17 protein-coding genes are annotated in these 17,495 nt (G+C 72.7%); 13 read left to right on the plus strand and 4 right to left on the minus strand.

All coding sequences use genetic code 11. The features are described 5' to 3' along the window. The first annotated feature begins 207 nt into the window (after positions 1-207). The 7 genes from paaK (at position 208) to ABT048_RS35540 (ending at position 7,030) form a co-directional block, all read left to right on the plus strand. Positions 208-1,542 (plus strand): phenylacetate--CoA ligase PaaK, encoded by a 1,335-nt coding sequence (gene paaK, locus ABT048_RS35510; RefSeq protein WP_350525731.1) that lies wholly within the window; start codon positions 208-210, stop codon positions 1,540-1,542. Positions 1,543-1,793: 251 nt separating this feature from the next. Next, a complete protein-coding gene (locus ABT048_RS35515) occupies positions 1,794-2,918 on the plus strand; it encodes a substrate-binding domain-containing protein (protein WP_350525732.1) in 1,125 nt (374 codons plus the stop codon). 138 nt (positions 2,919-3,056) lie between these two features. Further along, entirely contained in the window at positions 3,057-3,836 is a 780-nt protein-coding gene (locus ABT048_RS35520) for an ATP-binding cassette domain-containing protein (RefSeq protein ID WP_396550742.1), read from the plus strand. A 71-nt stretch (positions 3,837-3,907) separates the two neighbouring features. Then, positions 3,908-5,176 (plus strand): sugar ABC transporter permease, encoded by a 1,269-nt coding sequence (locus tag ABT048_RS35525; RefSeq protein ID WP_350525773.1) that lies wholly within the window; start codon positions 3,908-3,910, stop codon positions 5,174-5,176. Positions 5,177-5,271: 95 nt separating this feature from the next. Continuing rightward, on the plus strand, positions 5,272-5,943 hold the full coding sequence (locus ABT048_RS35530) for a class I SAM-dependent methyltransferase (RefSeq protein ID WP_350525734.1): 672 nt from the start codon (positions 5,272-5,274) through the stop codon (positions 5,941-5,943). A 170-nt stretch (positions 5,944-6,113) separates the two neighbouring features. Continuing rightward, positions 6,114-6,398, plus strand: a complete 285-nt coding sequence (locus tag ABT048_RS35535; protein ID WP_350525735.1) for a hypothetical protein — start codon at positions 6,114-6,116, stop codon at positions 6,396-6,398. A 194-nt stretch (positions 6,399-6,592) separates the two neighbouring features. After that, on the plus strand, positions 6,593-7,030 hold the full coding sequence (locus ABT048_RS35540) for a GNAT family N-acetyltransferase (protein ID WP_350525736.1): 438 nt from the start codon (positions 6,593-6,595) through the stop codon (positions 7,028-7,030). 66 nt (positions 7,031-7,096) lie between these two features. Here ABT048_RS35540 and ABT048_RS35545 read toward each other — a convergent pair whose 3' ends face one another. Next, positions 7,097-8,560 (minus strand): aminopeptidase P family protein, encoded by a 1,464-nt coding sequence (locus ABT048_RS35545; RefSeq protein ID WP_402800136.1) that lies wholly within the window; start codon positions 8,558-8,560, stop codon positions 7,097-7,099. An 85-nt stretch (positions 8,561-8,645) separates the two neighbouring features. Between ABT048_RS35545 and ABT048_RS35550 the strand changes: the two genes are divergently transcribed. Together ABT048_RS35550 and ABT048_RS35555 are read left to right on the plus strand one after the other, a co-directional pair. Then, positions 8,646-9,389, plus strand: a complete 744-nt coding sequence (locus ABT048_RS35550) for a helix-turn-helix domain-containing protein (protein WP_350525738.1) — start codon at positions 8,646-8,648, stop codon at positions 9,387-9,389. Between the two features lie 344 nt (positions 9,390-9,733). Beyond that, positions 9,734-10,735: an ArsR/SmtB family transcription factor gene (locus ABT048_RS35555; RefSeq protein WP_350525739.1), complete on the plus strand. Its 1,002-nt coding sequence runs from the start codon at positions 9,734-9,736 to the stop codon at positions 10,733-10,735. Positions 10,736-10,858: 123 nt separating this feature from the next. On the opposite strand, the gene ABT048_RS35560 is transcribed toward ABT048_RS35555, so the two are convergent. Next, complete coding sequence (locus ABT048_RS35560; RefSeq protein ID WP_350525740.1) at positions 10,859-11,185, minus strand: rhodanese-like domain-containing protein; 327 nt, start codon at positions 11,183-11,185, stop codon at positions 10,859-10,861. Between the two features lie 37 nt (positions 11,186-11,222). Between ABT048_RS35560 and ABT048_RS35565 the strand changes: the two genes are divergently transcribed. The 4 genes from ABT048_RS35565 (at position 11,223) to ABT048_RS35580 (ending at position 13,481) form a co-directional block, all read left to right on the plus strand. After that, complete coding sequence (locus ABT048_RS35565; protein ID WP_350525741.1) at positions 11,223-11,837, plus strand: TetR/AcrR family transcriptional regulator; 615 nt, start codon at positions 11,223-11,225, stop codon at positions 11,835-11,837. A gap of 97 nt (positions 11,838-11,934) precedes the next feature. Beyond that, entirely contained in the window at positions 11,935-12,291 is a 357-nt protein-coding gene (locus ABT048_RS35570; protein WP_350525742.1) for a DUF6086 family protein, read from the plus strand. A gap of 437 nt (positions 12,292-12,728) precedes the next feature. Next, positions 12,729-13,127, plus strand: a complete 399-nt coding sequence (locus ABT048_RS35575) for a hypothetical protein (protein WP_350525743.1) — start codon at positions 12,729-12,731, stop codon at positions 13,125-13,127. 90 nt (positions 13,128-13,217) lie between these two features. After that, a complete protein-coding gene (locus ABT048_RS35580; RefSeq protein WP_350525744.1) occupies positions 13,218-13,481 on the plus strand; it encodes a hypothetical protein in 264 nt (87 codons plus the stop codon). On the opposite strand, the gene ABT048_RS35585 is transcribed toward ABT048_RS35580, so the two are convergent. Both ABT048_RS35585 and ABT048_RS35590 read right to left on the minus strand, forming a co-directional pair. After that, positions 13,465-16,380 (minus strand): AfsR/SARP family transcriptional regulator, encoded by a 2,916-nt coding sequence (locus ABT048_RS35585; RefSeq protein ID WP_350525745.1) that lies wholly within the window; start codon positions 16,378-16,380, stop codon positions 13,465-13,467. The two genes, ABT048_RS35580 and ABT048_RS35585, sit on opposite strands and share 17 nt — an antisense overlap. A 31-nt stretch (positions 16,381-16,411) precedes the next feature. Beyond that, positions 16,412-17,452, minus strand: coding sequence for a helix-turn-helix domain-containing protein (locus ABT048_RS35590; protein WP_350525774.1), 1,041 nt, complete (start codon positions 17,450-17,452; stop codon positions 16,412-16,414). Between the last annotated feature and the right edge of the window lie 43 nt (positions 17,453-17,495).

Below are 17,495 nucleotides of genomic sequence, written 5' to 3' on the forward strand. Positions count from 1 at the left end.
GTGCTGCGTGATCCCTTGACAGTCGGTTCGGGTACTGGATTACTGGCCCTGACTGCGACGCCTGGCCGAACGACCGGTAGGCATCCCCGGGTCGGGCGATCCCGGACCGGTCCGGCACCTCCCGATCGGTCGGCGATCCCGGATCGCTCCGCGGCGCGGATCGGCAGGGCGACGGCTCCGGGGCTGCCGATCAGCGAAGGAGCGACGATGAGCGGCACCGCACCCGTCCCGCGCCGACACCTCGGCGAGCCGATCCCGCCCGGGCTCCTGGACGCCGGCGAGCGGATGGGCGTGGACGAGCTGCGCGCCCACCAGCTCACCCGGCTGCGGGCCACCCTGCGGCACGCGTACGACAGCGTCGAGCTCTACCGCCGCAAGTTCGACGCGGCCGGGGTGCACCCCGAGGACTGCCGCACGCTGGCGGACCTCGCCCGCTTCCCCTTCACCACCAAGGCCGACCTGCGCGAGGGCTACCCGTTCGGCATGTTCGCCGTCCCGATGGAGCAGGTCCGCCGGATCCACGCCTCCAGCGGCACCACCGGCCGGCCGACCGTGGTCGGCTACACCGAGAACGACCTCTCCATGTGGGCCGACGTGGTCGCCCGCTCGATCCGCGCGGCGGGCGGCCGGCCCGGCCACAAGGTGCACATCGCCTACGGCTACGGCCTGTTCACCGGCGGCCTCGGCGCGCACTACGGCGCCGAGCGGGCCGGCTGCACCGTCATCCCCGCCTCCGGCGGCATGACGGCCCGGCAGGTGCAGCTGATCCAGGACTTCGAGCCCGAGATCATCATGGTCACCCCGTCCTACCTGCTCACCCTTCTGGACGAGTTCGAGAAGCAGGGCATCGACCCGCGCGGAACCTCGCTCAGGGTGGGCATCTTCGGAGCCGAGCCCTGGACGGAGGAGATGCGGCGCGAGATCGAGGAGCGGCTGGACCTGCACGCCGTCGACATCTACGGCCTGTCCGAGGTGGTCGGCCCGGGCGTCGCCCAGGAGTGCGTGGAGACCAAGGACGGGCTGCACATCTGGGAGGACCACTTCTACCCGGAGGTCGTCGACCCGTTCACCGACGAGGTGCTGCCCGGGGGCGAGGTCGGTGAGCTGGTCTTCACCTCGCTCACCAAGGAGGCGCTGCCCGTCATCCGCTACCGCACCCGCGACCTCAGCCGTCTGCTGCCCGGCACCGCGCGTCCGGCCTTCCGGCGGATGGAGAAGGTCACCGGCCGCAGCGACGACATGATCATCCTGCGCGGGGTGAACCTCTTCCCGACCCAGATCGAGGAGATCCTGCTGCGCACCCCGGCCGTCGCGCCGCACTTCCAGCTGCGGCTCACCCGGGAGGGGCGGCTGGACCGGATGACCGTCCGGGTCGAGGCGCGGCCCGACGCGCCCGCCGAGCAGCGGGACGCGGCGCGGGAGGCGATCGTCCGCGCGGTGAAGGACGGGATCGGCGTGACGGTCGCGGTCGAGGTGGTCGAGCCGTACACCCTGGAGCGCTCGGTCGGGAAGATCAAGCGGGTGGTGGACGAGCGGGGCTGACCCGGCAGGAGGGCGGCCCGCCGGGCCACGGGGACGCCCGGCTGTGGGGATGCGGAGAGGTCGGAGGCGCACGGCTGTCCGGGGGGTGATGCCGTACGCCTCCGACGTCTACAGAAATGTAGACGGTCGATCGGGCGCGAGTCCAGCCGCCTCCCCGGCTACCCGTTCGGACCACCGGATTCGTGGGCTCGGCACATGCTTCCCAGACTCGGAGAGGAGAAGGGGGTGGACCCAACCGGAGAGGCATCTTCATGAGCATCGGGCTTCGCCGCGTCCTCGCGGTCACCGCCGTGGTTTCCCTCGGCCTCGGCATGGCGTCCTGTGGCAGTGCCAAGCAGTCGTCAGGAGGCGGCTCCTCGGGCACCGCGGCAGCCGGGAGCGGCAGCGCGTCCGTGGGGGCCGTCCGGATCGCCCTGCTGCTGCCGGAGACCAAGACCACCCGCTACGAGCAGTTCGACCGCCCGCTGATCGAGCAGAAGATCAAGGAGCTCGCGCCGGACGCCCAGATCGACTACTACAACGCCAACCAGGACGCGACGGTCCAGCAGACCCAGGTGGACACCGCCCTCACCAAGGGCAGCAAGGTGCTGATCCTGGACCCGGTGGACTCCAAGTCGATCCAGTCCTCCGTCCAGAAGGCCCACGACGCCGGCGTCAAGGTGCTCGCCTACGACCGCCTGGCCCAGGGCCCGATCGACGCGTACGTCTCCTTCAACAACCACAAGGTCGGTCAGCTGCAGGGCCAGGCCCTGGTGGCGGCGGTGGGCGACAAGGCCAACGCCGGCCAGATCATCATGATCAACGGCTCGCCCACCGACCCCAACGCGGCCGACTTCAAGGCCGGCGCGCACAGCGCGATCGACGGCAAGCTGAAGATCGGCAAGGAGTACGACACCCCGCAGTGGGACCCGAACCTGGCCAACCAGGAGGCCGCGGCGGGCATCACCGCGATCGGCCCGGCCAACGTCGTCGGCATCTACTCCGCCAACGACGGCATGGCCGCCGGTATCGCCACCGCGCAGAAGGCGGCCGGGATCAACACCCCGCTCACCGGCCAGGACGCCCAGCTCGACGCCATCCAGCGGATCCTGATCGGCACCCAGACCATGACCGTCTACAAGCCGTTCAAGCCGGAGGCCGACGCCGCGGCCCAGATGGCCGTCGCCCTGGCCGCCGGCCAGACCCCCTCCGCCTCCATCGCGCCGACGACGGCGACCAACGGCAGCAACCACAAGGCGGTCGCCAACCTGCTCACGCCGATCGTCGTCAACAAGGACAACGTCAAGACCACCGTGGTCCAGGACGGCCTCTACACCGTGGCCCAGATCTGCACGCCGGACTACGCCGCCGCCTGCCAGTCCGCCGGCCTCACGTAACCGGCCTCGCCGTCCCGGCGTCGCCCATCGCGTCGCCCGTCCGGCGTCGCTCCTTCGGCGTCGCGCTCCCGACGTCCCCCCTCGAACCCGATCAGGCCCCGCCTCCACGACGGAGGCGGGGCAAGGGAGTTGGTCACTGTGGCAGGTGAGACCGTACTGGCCCTGCGTGGGGTCTCCAAACGGTTCGGCGCCGTCCAGGCGCTCACCGACATCGAACTGGAGGTGCACGCCGGCGAGGTGGTGGCCCTGGTCGGCGACAACGGCGCCGGCAAGTCCACCCTGGTCAAGGCCATCGCCGGGGTGCACCAGCCCGACGAGGGCGTCATCGAGTGGCAGGGCAGGCCGGTGACCATCCACCGGCCCCAGGACGCCCAGCAGTTGGGCATCGCGACGGTCTACCAGGACCTCGCGCTCTGCGACAACCTCGACGTGGTCGGGAACCTCTTCCTCGGCCGCGAGATCCGGCGCTTCACCATCCTCGACGAGGTCGCGATGGAGAAGCGCTCCCGGGCGCTTCTGGACACCCTCTCCATCCGCATCCCCAGCGTGCGGATCCCCGTCGCCTCGCTCTCCGGTGGTCAGCGCCAGGTCGTCGCGATCGCCCGCGCGCTGATCGGCTCGCCCAAGGTCGTGATGCTGGACGAACCCACCGCGGCCCTCGGCGTCGAGCAGACCGCCCAGGTGCTCGACCTGGTCGAGCGGCTGCGCGAGCAGGACCACGGCGTGATCCTGATCAGCCACAACATGGCGGACGTGATGGCCGTCGCGGACACCGTCGCGGTGCTGCGCCTCGGCCGCAACAACGGCGTCTTCGACAAGCGCTACACCAACCAGGAAGAGATCATCTCGGCCATCACCGGTGCCACGGACAACGCCGTGACCCGCCGGAAGGCCCGGGGCCAGGAGGGTTCCGAGTGAGCGAGAACATCCCCGGGAGCCCCCCGGGCGGCGAGCCCGAACGCCATCACGTCCCGCTGCCCGAGGACAGCATGTCCATCGGCGGCGTCAACGCCCCCGAGCCGGTCGCCCCCGGGGCGACCCCCGCCGTCGACCCCCGGCTGATCGTCCGGCAGGAGGGCGTCAAGGGCTACGTGGGGGAGTTCCGCCGCCGCCTGAGCAGCGGTGAACTCGGCTCGCTACCCGTCGTCCTGGCGCTGATCGTGATCTGGGCCGTGTTCGGCAGCCTGAACAGCAGCTTCCTGTCCGCTCAGAACCTCTCCAACCTGTCCCAGCAGATCGTCGGCACCGGCATGATCGCGATCGGTGTGGTCTTCGTGCTGCTGCTCGGCGAGATCGACCTCTCGGTCGGCTCGGTCAGCGGCCTGTGCGCCGCGATCTACGCCGTCCTGAGCGTGACCAACGGCGTCAACCAGTGGCTGGCGCTGCTCACGGCCCTCGTCGGAGGCGCCGTGGTCGGCTGCATCCAGGGCGTCTTCTTCGCCAAGGTCGGCGTCCCGGCCTTCGTCGTCACCCTCGCCGGTAACCTCGGCTGGAACGGCCTGATGCTGCAGATCCTCGGCGCCACCGGCACCGTCAACCTCCCGGGCAACGACATCGTCTCCAGGCTCTACAGCACCATCTACGGCCAGCAGGCCGCCGCCTACGGCGCGGCGGCGATCGGCGTCCTGCTGTTCCTGTTCGCCTCGCTGGTCGACGCCCGGCGGCGGCAGGCCGCGGGCGTGCCGTCCCGCCCGCCGACCGACATCGTGCTGCGCACCGTCCTGCTGGCGATCGTCGCCTTCCTCGCCGCCTACACGCTCAACCAGTACAAGGGGCTGCCCCTCGCGCTGCTGATCTTCCTGATCTTCATCGTGGTGCTGGACTTCGTGCTGCGCCGCACCTCCTACGGCCGCCAGGTGTTCGCGCTCGGCGGCAACATCGAGGGCGCCCGGCGCGCGGGCATCAACGTGGCCTGGATCCGGATCACCGTCTTCACCATCTGTTCCACGATGGCGGCCGTCGGCGGCCTCTTCCTGGCCGCGCAGATCCAGTCGGCCAGCCAGACCTCCGGTGGCGGAAACCTGCTGATGAACGCCATCGCGGCGGCCGTCATCGGCGGCACCAGCCTCTTCGGCGGACGCGGCAAGACCTGGTCGGCGCTGCTCGGTGCGCTGGTGATCGGCTCGATCCAGTCCGGGATGAACATCCAGGGCCTGAGCAACGCCATCCAGTTCATGATCACCGGCCTGGTGCTGCTGGCCGCCGTCGTGATCGACTCCCTGGCCCGCCGCACCCAGAAGGCCGCCGGTCGGGCCTGAGCATCCGCACCCGGGCTCCACGGCGGGCCCGGTCACCCGCGCGCGGGCGTCCATGGTGGGCATGGGCGCCCGCGCGGGGGCTCTATGCTGCGCACATGCCGAATGAGCTGCGTACTCTTCAGCCGGCCGAGGACCTCGCCTTCATCCGGCGCGAGACCGAGCTGAAGCCCGTCCCCTTCGTGCCCGAGATCAGTCTGCACATGGCCGAGGACGCCATCGCCCTGTGGGAGACCACCGAGCGGGCACGCGGGGAGGCCGGGCTGCCGCCGCCGTTCTGGGCCTTCGCCTGGGCCGGCGGCGTGGCCGTCAGCCGCTACGTGCTGGACCACCCCGAACTGGTGGCGGGCCGGACGGTGCTGGACGTCGCGGCCGGATCCGGGCTGGTCGGGGTGGCCGCCGCGCTGCGCGGCGCGACCTCCGTGCGCGCCGCCGAGATCGACGCCTACGCGGTGGCCGCGATCGGCCTGAACGCCGAGGCCAACGGGGTGCGGGTGGAGGGCGCCCTGGTGGACCTGGTGGACGGGGACGGCGCCCCGGCGGAGGTGGTGCTCGCGGGCGACGTCTTCTACGAACGGGCCATGGCCGCCCGCTTCCTGCCGTTCCTGGAACGGGCCGCCGCGCGCGGCGCCACCGTCATCGTCGGCGACCCCGGCCGGGCCTACCTGCCGCGTGAGCGGTTCACGGCGGTGGCCGCGTACCAGGTGCCGGTCGTGGCGGACCTGGAGGACACCGCGGTCAAGACCACCACGGTGTGGCGGCTCGGCTGACGGGGATTCAACCTGCGGCGGAGCGATGGGGTTCCGGTGCGGGTGCGGTGCGGGTGTGGTGTCCGAGCGGCTCCGGTGCGATCGGTGACGAACAGTCATGCCACCATGGTTACCGGCTGGTAATCCGATGATGTCCAGCCAGCGAAACCGCACCACCGTAAGGAGTCACCATGCGTCGACGCATCTCCGCCCTCGTCCTGACCGCAGCCCTGGCCGGCGGCGCTCTGGCGACGGTCGCCCAGGTCGCCACCGCGCAGCCCGCGGCCGCCGCCTCGATCACCGTTGACCTCAACAAGATGCGCCAGCAGGTCGCCGACCTGCGCGCGAAGGCCAACCGCCTGGACCACGAGGGCGAGCACGCCGCCGCCCGCAAGGCCCGCGCCCAGGCCGACGCGCTGCAGCGCCGGATCGACCAGATCGAGAAGGCCGACCGCGAGACCTCGCACCACTTCTGAGGCACGCCCGTCGGTCGACGCCGCCCGCCCCGCCCGCTCGTCGGGCCGGGGCGGGCGGCGCCGTCGTTCCGTCGCGGGGACACGGGCCGTCGGGGGACGGTGGGGACATGGGGACATGGGGGCATGCGGACATGGGCCGTCCGGGGAGTGGAAATCCCGGTGACGGGACGGGAGTGACTGCTAGACAGACCCCCATGACCGATCGGATAACCCTGCGCCCCGCCAGCCCCGACGAGATCCCCGCCCTGCTCGCCCTCTGGGCCCGGGCAGCCAAGGGCACCAGCATCACGGACGACGCGGCGGGCGTGGCCGCCCTGCTCGCCCGCGACCCCGCGTGCCTGATCGTCGCCACCCCGGCCGACGACCCGGCGACCCTCCTGGGCACCGTGATCGCCGGCTGGGACGGCTGGCGCTGCCACCTCTACCGCCTCGCCGTCGACCCCGAACACCGCCGCCGGGGCATCGGCGCCGCGCTGATCGCCGCCGCCGAGGAGCGCTTCGCCGAGCTCGGCGGCCGCCGCGTCGACGCCATGGTGCTGGACGACAACCCCCTCGGCCACCGCACCTGGCAGGCCGCCGGCTACCGGCCGCAGCCGCAGTGGAGCCGCTGGGTCAAGCCGCTGGCGGGCTGACCCCGCGCGGCCGGGCCCCGGGGCCGGTACCCGGGTCTGGGCCCGGCCCCGCGGGGACGTCGGCCGTCAGCCGCGCAGGGCCGCCAGCCAGGCCTCGACCTCGTCGGAACGGCGGGGGAGGGCGGTGGAGAGGTTCTCGTTGCCGTCCTCGGTGACCAGGATGTCGTCCTCGATCCGCACGCCGATGCCGCGGTACTCCTCGGGCACGGTCAGGTCGTTCAGCTGGAAGTAGATGCCCGGCTCGACGGTGAGCACCATGCCCGGCTTCAGCGGGCCGTCCACGTGGATCCCGGTGAGGGAGTGGGCGCAGTCGTGGACGTCGATGCCCAGCATGTGGCCGGTGCCGGCCAGCGTGAAGCGGCGGTGCAGGCCCAGCTCGTACACCTTGTCGGCGGTCAGGTCGCCGAACAGGCCCCAGGAGGTGAGGTGTTCGGCGAGCTCGCGCTGGGCGGCGCGGTGGAAGTCGCGGAAGTCCGCGCCCGGCCTCACCGCGGCGATGCCGGCCTCCTGCGCCGCGAACACGGCGTCGTAGACCTTGCGCTGCAGGTCGGTGAAGCGGCCGCTGACCGGCAGGGTGCGGGTGATGTCGGCGGTGTAGAGGTGGTTGGTCTCCACGCCCGCGTCGAGCAGCAGGAGGTCGCCGGGCCTGGCCTGGCCGTCGTTGCGCACCCAGTGCATCGTGGTGGCGTGCGGCCCGGCCGCGGCGATGGTGCCGTACCCGACGTCGTTGCCCTCGACCCGGGCCCGGACGAAGAAGGTGCCCTCGATCAGCCGCTCCGCCGTCGCGGTGTCGGTGCCGAGCACGCGCACCACGTCCTCGAAGCCGCGGGCGGTGGCCGCGCAGGCGAAGCGCAGCTCGGCGATCTCGAACTCGTCCTTCACCAGGCGCAGTCCGGACAGGAAGGTCTCGAACTCCTCGTCCCGCTCGGCGACCGCCCGGCCGTCCAGCGCCGCCTCCACGCCCGCGTCGTGGCGGCGCAGCACCCGCACCGGGCCGGTGGCCGCGCGCAGGTCGGCGTGCACGGTGCGGACGTCCCGGCAGGGCAGGCCGAGCAGCCGCTCGCTCTCGGTCAGGCTGTTGCGCCGGCCGTCCCACAGCTCGCCGTGGGTGTCCAGCCAGAACTCGCCGTTGTCGATCTCCGAGCGGTTGCGCAGGTAGAGCACGGCGGTGTGGCCGCTCGCGCCGGCGGGCTCCAGCACCAGCACGGCGTCCTGGGACTGGTCGCCGGTCAGGTAGGCGTAGTCGGAGGACGGGCGGAACGGGTAGTCGGTGTCGTTGGCCCGCACCTTGGGGTTGCCGGACGGGACCACCAGCAGCTCGCCGGGGAAGGCGGCGGACAGCTCGGCGCGGCGGCGGGCGGTGTGCGCGGCCTGCGGGACCGGCTCCAGCGCGGTGCGCTCGGTGTCGGCCCAGCCCTGCTTCATGTTCTCGGCGAGTTCGTCCGTGACGCCACGGGTCAGGCCGTTCTTCCGGTACTTGATGGTGTCGGCGGGCTCGGTCACTACGGTCTCCTGGTGAGGGTGGTGGATGCGGTGTGCTCCGCTACGCTGCCCCGTCCGTCGGCATGCGTCCCGTACGGTATATCGAACGGTGCCGGGAGAGAAGAGGTCGAGCGTGAACGACGCCGGGGAATCCGTCCGGGGCGGGCGGTCCGTCCACGGCGGGGAGGCCGCCGGGGGCGGGGAATCCGTCCGGAGTGTGCTCGCCGCCAACCTGAAGCGGGTGCGGGCGCAGCACGGGCTCTCGCTGTCCGAGCTGTCCCGGCGGGCCGGGATCGGCAAGGCGACGCTCTCCCAGCTGGAGGCCGGCGCCGGCAACCCGACCCTGGAGACCGTGCTCGGACTCTCCCGGGTGCTCGGCGTGCCGATCTCCGACCTGGTGGAGGCGCGGCCCGCCGACGAGGTGACGGTGGTGCGGGCGGCCGACGTCGAGGTGCTGAGCGGCCGGGGCGTCGACCTGCGCCCGCTGCGCCGGATCGAGTCCGGGGACGTGGTGTTCGAGGTCTACGACCAGCAGGTGCGCACCGACGGCACCCAGATCTCCGGCGGCCACATCGGCACCGAGCACACCATCGTCCAGGCCGGCCGGCTGCGCGTGCGGGCGGGCCGCCGGGAGGTCGAGCTCGGCCCCGGCGACTACGTCGGTTTCGACGCCTCGCTGCCGCACTCCTACACCGCGGTGGGCGGCGAGCCGGTGCGCTCGGTGCTCCTGCTGCAGTACCGCGCGGAGCAGCGGCTGCACCTGGCCGACGCCGAGGAGCCGGTGGGTGAGCCGGCGGGCGGGCCGGCGGGTGACTCGGCACTGCCGGCCGTCGCACGACCGGCGCTGGGGTCCTCGCCGGGCCACGACGACCACTGACGGAGCCGGCGACCACTGACGGAGCCGGCGACCACTGACAGAGTCGGCGACCCTTGGCAGGACCGAGGACCACCGACAGAGCCGGCGACCACCGACAGGGCTGCGGAGCCGGTTCGCTGGGCGGCCCCGACCGTTCGGTTTACCGAACCACCGGGTGGCGCTCCGGCCCCCACTCCCCTCGTGGTGGGGGCCGGAGCGAGCCCGTGCCGCGCCGACCCGGGAGAGCATGCCAAGCGCGGCCGGGCCGTCGCCATGCATTAGCCTCTGGGCCTAATGGTGAAGACGGTCGAGCTGGTCGGGAAAGCGCCAGGTCACGGCGGTGGCGGGGAGCCGGGGGGCGGTTCGTGATCACACTGAGGTTCGGGGTCGCGGACCTCGCGAGGACCCGGTTCGTCATCTCGCCGCTCGACCACCTGATGGCCGGCACCGCCCAGTTGGGCGTGCGCCAGTGCGTCGGGCCGCGCAGCGAGCGCTGGTGGCGCGACGTCCGCCGCCATGTGCCGCACCGCTCCGGGCGCTTCCTCGACCTCGTCAACGCGAGCGCGGTCGGCGTCCCCAGCTTCATGGCGGCGGACCTCGACGCCGTCCGTCGGCAGCTGACCGACGAGCTCGACGCGATCCTCGCCCTACCGCAACAGGCCGTCGACGACGACCTTGCGGTGTTCGCGGGCGAGACCGAACTCCCCTCCGCCCTGGCCAGGTTGCGCGACGACGGCTCCCGGGGAATGCGTGAGGTCAGCGACGGCGCCTGGGCGCTGTTCCGCTCCTGCCTGGCCCCGGACTGGCCCGAGATCCGCCGCGTCCTGGAGGCCGACATCGCCGCCCGTGCCCGCACCGCCGCCCGCTCCGGCATCGGCGCGGTGCTCGGCTCGCTGCACCCCAACGCGGTCTGGCGGGACGAGGGCGTCCTGGAGTGCACCCTCGCCGACCTGGAGGGCACCTTCGACCTGGACGGCCGGGGTCTGGAGCTGCGGCCCAACTACTTCCTCCAGCAAGGCCTCGGGCTGCTCGCCGGACAGGACCGACAGAGCCTGCTGCTCCACCCGGTCGGCTCCCCGCCGGCCGAGCCCCCGGCCCGGCCGCCAGCCGCCGACGGTCTCGCCGCCGTCCTCGGCCCCGCCCGGGCCCGGGTGCTGCGCGCCGTCGCGGGCAGCCCCTGCTCGACCACCGAACTCGCCCGCCGACTCGGCGTCACCCCGCCCTCCGCCTCCGCCCACGCCACCGCCCTGCGCGGAGCCGGCCTGATCGTCACCCGGCGCGAGGGCAAGCAGGTCCGCCACACCCTCACCGACGTCGGCCACGACCTCCTGCTCGACAACCCGGCGCCCCCGGCACCCGCCGCGTGAGCCGTGGCGGCGCGGCTCGGCGGCGGCCGTGCGGTGCTGCGTTCGTGTCGGTGGCCGATGCGGTGGTCCGTCGGTGCGGCAGGGCGAGGACTCGGTGGGGAGTCCTCGCCCTGTGCCCGGAGGTCAGGCGGTTTCGGTGGGGAGGCCGGCCTCGACCCAGTCCTGGATGCCCTCCCGGTACTTGCGGACGTTGGTGTAGCCGAGGCGGGTGAGTCGGTCGGCGACCTGTCCGCTGTTGGGGCACGCCGGGTTGGAGCAGTAGGTGACGATCGCGGCGTCGCGGTCGGGGAGCAGGGCGGCCGCCCGGACGTCGACGTCGGCCGGGGTCAGCGCCAGAGCGCCGGGCAGGTGCTGCCGGGCATAGTACTCGCCGCCGAGCGTGTCGACGACGGTCACGGTGTCGGCCTCGATCGCCGTCGCCAGGTCGTCGCGGGTGATGAGTGCGGTCATGCCACGTCCTTCCAGGGAATCGGACTACAGTCCTGTTATGACTCAAGACAGTAGCGGACTGCAGTCCACTTCGCCAGTGCCGCTGGAACTGCTGCGGACGCCGCCGCCCAAGGAACGCGCGGACGCGGCCCGGAACCGGGCCGCGGTGCTGGAGGCGGCCGCCAGGCTCTTCGCCGAGCACGGTGTCGAGGCCGTGTCCATGGATCAGGTGGCCGCAGCCGCGGGCGTCGGCAAGGGCACCCTGTTCCGCCGGTTCGGTGACAAGTCGGGGTTGGCCGTCGCCCTGTTGGACGCCCGGGAGCGGGTGCTGCAGGGGGCGGTCCTGTCCGGGCCGCCCCCACTCGGCCCGGGGGCCCCGGCCGACGAGCGACTGGCGGCGTTCCTCGACGCCTACCTCGACTACCTGCTGGAACACCTGGCGCTCGTCCGCATGTCCGAGACCGCCACTCCGGGGGCCCGGTACCGGATCGGGGCCTACCGGTTCTGGCACCGCCATGTGGCGATCCTGCTCGCCGCCACACCGGACCCCGACCACACCGCCCACGCCCTGCTCGCCCCCCTGGCGGCCGATCACGTCGCGGCGCTCCTGCCGGAGATCGGCGAACCGCGGATGCGCACCGGTCTGCTCCGCCTCGCCCGGGCGGCGATGTGACGATCCCGCCCCGGCCGGGGCGCGTGGGCGACGGCCCGTCCACCTGCGAGGGTGTCGACGCGGGCCGATTCGAGTGGCGAGGAGAGCGGGGGGCCGCATGAGCCAGTACTACGAGATGGACGGCGAGACGCTGTGGAACCCGGCCACCGGGGTGTCCCGGCTGTTCCTGCGCCAAGTGGCCGACTTCGAGGCCGAGCTGGGCCTGCCCTCGGGCATCGGGCCGATGACCGGGGACGAGAGCGAGCTCGACGCGGTCGCGTTCGGCGCCTTCGTCAAGGCCCTGTCGGCCTGGTACCAGGGGCTGCACCACCCCGTGCTGCGCGCCCTCTCCGAGGGATTCGTGGTGGCGGTCCTGGCCCTGGCCGATCGCGCGGGCACCGCGTGGGGCGAGGACGTGTCCGACCCGCAGCTGCGCGAGCGGGTGCCGGAACTGCTTCGGAGCATGGCGCGCTGAGGGGGCCCAATCCGGGAGGCCGAGGGACCGAGGGAGGTGGCCGCTCAGGGACGGCCCGTCAACCGGGGCGTCCCGCTGTCCGCCCGGGTGCACGAACGGTGTGGAAACGGGCCGTGAATTGTTCCTCCCCAGGGGTGTCGTTCGGCCGGCCCCGTCGAGCCGGTCGACGGCGGGTGCGCGGCCGTGGGCGCTGACCGCGCCGGTGGAGCCGCCCGGCGGGCCCGGCGGGGCATCGGCCCTGCGTACGGGCCATGAGCGCCGCCCTTCGCCGCGCAGCTCCCCGGCCGTCACCGAGGGCCGACCCGCCCCGGCGGACCCCCGTCGGAACCCTGCGACCGGTACCGGGCGTTGCACGGATGCCCCTGCCGCCCGCCGCCGGGGCGGGCATCATGGGCCGCGACGGGACCTCGCGGAACGGGCGGAACAGGAGTCGACCGATGAGAAGGCCGATGGTGGAGTTCGGCTGCGTGAAGTGCTACGGCGGGGATGCGCAGGCGGTGTGGCGCGGGCAGCGGGAGGGGTTCGAGCACGAGACCGACGTGGTGGACGGTTCACGCTTCGCCGTGGACGTCCGGCGCTGCCGCGGCTGCTCGCAGCGGTTCGTCTGGATCTTCACCGAGTCCGTCGACTGGATGGGCGGTGACGACTCCCGGCACGTGACGGTCATGCCGCTGACCGCCGCCGAGGCCACCGGCCTGACCGCCGGCACGCTGCGCCCCCTCGACCTGGGCGCGCTCGGCCGCGACCGCCGCCACCTGGACCACGACTGGCCCACCGGTGGCCCGGCCAGCCTCCACTGGCACTCCGGTCCGTTCCGGGTCGCGGGAGCCGGCTGAGGCACACCGGGGCCGCTGCGTTGATCGGCTGTCTACCGGACCCTGCGAGCGTGCGGACGCTTGATCACACGCGAGTAGGGAGCGTCAGCAGTGCCTGGAAAGATTGTCGTCCGCGCGGCCGTTGCCGGTGCGGCGGTCCTGGTGTCGGTCGTGGGTGCCCTCGCCGTCGGTGCGGGAGGGCCGGTGCGGCACGGCTCACCGGCCGGGTCGACCGTCCCGGCCGCGCAGCTCTGCGGCGGGCCGGACGACGACGTGCAGTGTCTGGCGAGCAAGGTCGCCTGGAACGGGACCGGTCTCGTCGTCGCCCCGACCGTCACTCCGACCGTCGCCCCGACCGTCACTCCGAAGCCGTGAGGCCGCCGTCGGCGGTGGCCAGCCCGGTCAGCAGCGACGTGGTGGCGGCGGCGGACTCCGGCGCGCTCAGCCGGCTGAGCAGCAGGTGCGCCTGCTCCTCGTGAGTCCGCGCGTCGAGGTGGTCGCCGCGGGCGGTCATCGCATGGGCCAGCACCAGGTGGGCGAGAGCGCGTTCGCGCTGTCGCCCACCCTGCGTTGCGAGGCCCAGCGCCCGCTGCGCCTCGTGCACGGCCTCGTCGACCCGTCCGAGCAGGCGCAGGACGTCCGCCAGCCGGCTGCGGGCCGCCGACTCGCGGTCCAGGTCCCCGGCGGGGTTCGCACGGTCGATGCAGCACCGCAGCTGCGCGGCGGCGTCGTCCAGCCGGCCCAGCACCTGGTGGGCCAGCCCGAGGACGTAGTGCACGTAGGCGGCCATCGCGGCGTCGGCGGCCCCGTCGGCCGGCTCGGCGAGGAGCCGGTGGCAGGTCTCCACCGCCGCGGCCGCGTGGCCGCTGCGGATCCGGGACAGCGCCGCGTTCGCGGTGCTCGCCACCTCGCCGGAGCGGTGCCCGAGGCGCCGGGCGAGCGCCGCCGCCTCGTCGAAGGCGGTGATCGCCTCGTCGTGCCGGCCCTCGGCCTGCGCGATGAGGCCCAGGTCGTTCAGGGCCTGCCGGAGCACCGCCGGATCCGCCGCGTCGTGGCAGGCCCGGGCCGCCAGCCGGGCCTCGACGCCGGCCTCGTCGAGCCGGGCCCGGGCCAGCAGGATCGTGCCGAGCAGGAAGCGGGAACGGCCCTCCGCGGCACGGTCGCCGCAGGCCACGGCGGCGGCGACCAGGAGCCGGGCCGCCTCCTCCGCCCGGCCGCCGAAGGCGCCGAGGCCGAGCGGGCTGAGAGCGATCAACAGGTCGATGGCGGAGCGGAGTTCGGAGGCGGAGTCAATGGGGTCGCCCGTGGCGACGGCCGCGGCGAGTGCCACCGCGCTCGGAGTCTCGGCGCGCGCCCACCGGCGGGCGTCCGCCAGGTCGGCGAAGACCGGGCGCGGTGCGGCGGGCAGCGGTAGCGGCTCGCCGAAGACGTCGGCCACCGGGTCGCCGGGGACGGCGAGCGCGAAGGCCGTACGGGCGGCACCGAGCAGCAGGGCCAGCAGCCGCTGGTGGGCGGTGGTTCGTTCGGCGGTGTCGAGGCGCAGCGACGTCCGGCGGGCGAAGGCGCGCACCAGGTCGTGGTAGCGGTAGCGTCCGGCGCCGATCGACTCCAGCAGCGCCTGGTCCACCAGCGCTTCCGCGAGGTGCTCCGCCCGGTCCTCGGTGAGGCCCAGGACGGCGGCGGCCGACGCCAGTCCGATGTCCGGCTCGATCCAGGAGAGCATCCGGAACGCCGTCGCGAGGGCCGGTTCGAGGAGCCGGTAGCTGAGCTCGAAGACCTGCTCGATGGCGACGTCGCGGGTGCGGAGAGCGGTGATGCCCTCGCGGTCGTCGGCCAGGCGGGCGACGAGATCGCCGATCGGCTGGTCCGGGGTCGCGGCGAGGAGGGCGGCCGCGATCCGTACCGCGAGCGGGAGGCGGCCGCAGGCCTCGACCAGCAGCTCGGCGTCGGCGCGCTGGGCGGACCGGCGGGCCGTGCCGATGACGGAGTCCAGCAGCCCGATCGCCTCGTCCTCGCTGAACACGTCCAGTGCGACGTGCAGGACCGACGGCACGCTGTAGAGCACCGTGCGGCTGGTGACGATCACCGCGCAGTCGGGCGAACCGGGCAGGAGCGGCTGGATCTGGGCGTCATCGCGGGCGTTGTCGAGGAGGATGAGCAGGCGCTTGCCGGCGCTGGCCGTGCGGAAGAGCGCCGACCTGCCGGGAAGATCCTTGGGGACGGCGGCGGGCCGGACGCCCAGGGTGGTCAGGAAGTCGGCCAGGATGTCGGACGCGCTGGCGGGCACCAGGTCGGCGCCCCGCAGGTCCGCGTGGAGGCGGCCGCCGGGAAAGCCGGGGCGGAGGGTGTGCGCGGCGCGGACGGCGAGGGCCGTCTTCCCGACCCCGGTCATGCCGGTGACGGTCACCAGGCGCAGGCCGGGGCCGAAGTGGTCGGTCAGCGCTCGCGTGATGTCGGTGACGTGGTGCTCCCGGCCGGTGAAGTGCGGGAGGGCCGGGGGGAGTTGGTCCGGGTCGGTCAACTCGCAGCGCAGCGCGGCGAGTTCGGGGCCCGGCTCGATCCCCAGACGCTCGACGAGTCGCGCGTGCAGGGCGTCGTAGACGGCGCGGGCCTCCGGCGTGCGGCCCCGGTGGTGCAGCGCCCGGATGAGGAGCCCTTGCAGGCGCTCGCGGAACGGGTGGTCGGCGGCCAGCGCCTCCAACTCCGGGAGGTAGTCGGAGGGGTCGGCGACGGGCAGAGTGACGTCGAGGGCGAGGCGCTCTTCCAGGAGGGTGAGACGGAGCTCGGCGAGACGATCCCGCTCGCGGTCGATGAAGGGGCCCGGCAGGCCGGCGAGCGGGTCGCCGTGCCAGAGCGAGAGAGCCTCGGAGAGGAGGGCGCGGGCGCGGTCGGGCTGGCCGGCGGAGCACCGGCCGGCCAGCTCGTGGAGGTGTTTGGCCCGCCAGAGGTCGATCTGGTCTGGTGCGACGGCAAGACGGTACCCACCGGCTTGGGAGAGGAGGACGGTGGGGGTGTCGCGGGACGGCTCCAGCAGCTTCCGCAGTTGGGAGATGTAGGAGCGCAGGGCGACGACGGGCGAACCGGGCGGATGGTCGCCCCACAGGTCGTCGACCAGTTCGTCGACGGTGACGACGGAGTCCGGCCGGAGGAGAAGGGCGACCAGGACGGACCGCTGCCGGGGCGCACCCAGTTCGAGGGCAGTGGCGGCCCGCTGCACCCGCAGCGGCCCGAGCAGCGCGAAGCTGAGCGGATTCGGATCACCGACTAACGGCAAGGCATTCCCCCCGAGGGACAGTTGATGCGGATCAGACGGTGCCGAAGTCGCCGGCTTTGATGCCGGTGATGAACGACTGCCAGGCGTTCGCGTCGAAGGTGAGCTGCGGGCCGTGGGGGTCCTTGCTGTCACGGACGGGGAGGACACCCGGAACACCGGGCGCGACCTCGACGCAGTCGCCTCCGCCGTTGCTGTAGGAGGACTTGAGCCAGGAGGTGGGCTTGGCGGCCGCGATGGGGAACATGGCGTCGAACTCCTTGAGACGGGTGCGGATGAGACTCAGTGAGTCCGCACACGAGAGGGCTTGGGCCTGGAGCCAATCGTAAGTCCTCGCGAGCGAACGAATCTTGTTCTCGTCATCCCGTTCCACGTAGCCCCGTTGAAGGGTCTCCAGGTAGGCCATCCATGTTCCGTCCGTGCGTGTCAGGAGCGTGAACGGCATGGTCACCGGGAGGTCTTCGCCCAGGCTGGACGGCGCGATCTGCAGGGTGACATGCGGAAGGTCGGCCACGCTCTCAAGACGACGGAGCTGTTCTGCCATGACGAACGGGCCGCCGACGGCCCGCAGACAGCTTTCCTCGATGACGATTTGGATGGAAGGAGCGGGTTCTCGGTACAGCAAGGCCTGCCGCGCCATACGGAGGTTCAGGCGTTCGATGGCCTTCTCCTGGTGAATCTCGCCCCTCCGGGCTGCAGCATTGATGAGCGCGGAGGCGTAGCCCCGGGTCTGAAGCAGTCCGGGAATGACGTTGAGTTGGAAGATCTTGAAGGCGGTGGCCTTGGTCTCATGCTCGACGTAGGCGAGGAATCCACCGATCAAGGTGCTGCTCTTGGCAGTCCAGTACAAGAGCTCCAGTGCTTGGCAGGTGTCAAGCTCCTTGTCGGCTCGCCGGACGAGGTTCAGGGGTGCGGGACGGTCGCCGTTCTCGATCATGGAGATGAGCGAGTCGCTGTAGTTGATCAGCTTTCCCAGCTCGACCTGGGTGAGTCCCCGCGCTTTGCGGAAGCGCCGAAGCTGGACGCCGATGGCCGCGAACGGGGAGGAGGTCGGGTCAAGTTCCCGCTGGAGCATGGAGATCACTCGATTCCACAACATGCGCTGTCAAAGTGAAGCC

Source organism: Kitasatospora sp. NPDC096140 (genome assembly GCF_040303045.1).
Taxonomy (GTDB): Bacteria; Actinomycetota; Actinomycetes; order Streptomycetales; family Streptomycetaceae; genus Kitasatospora.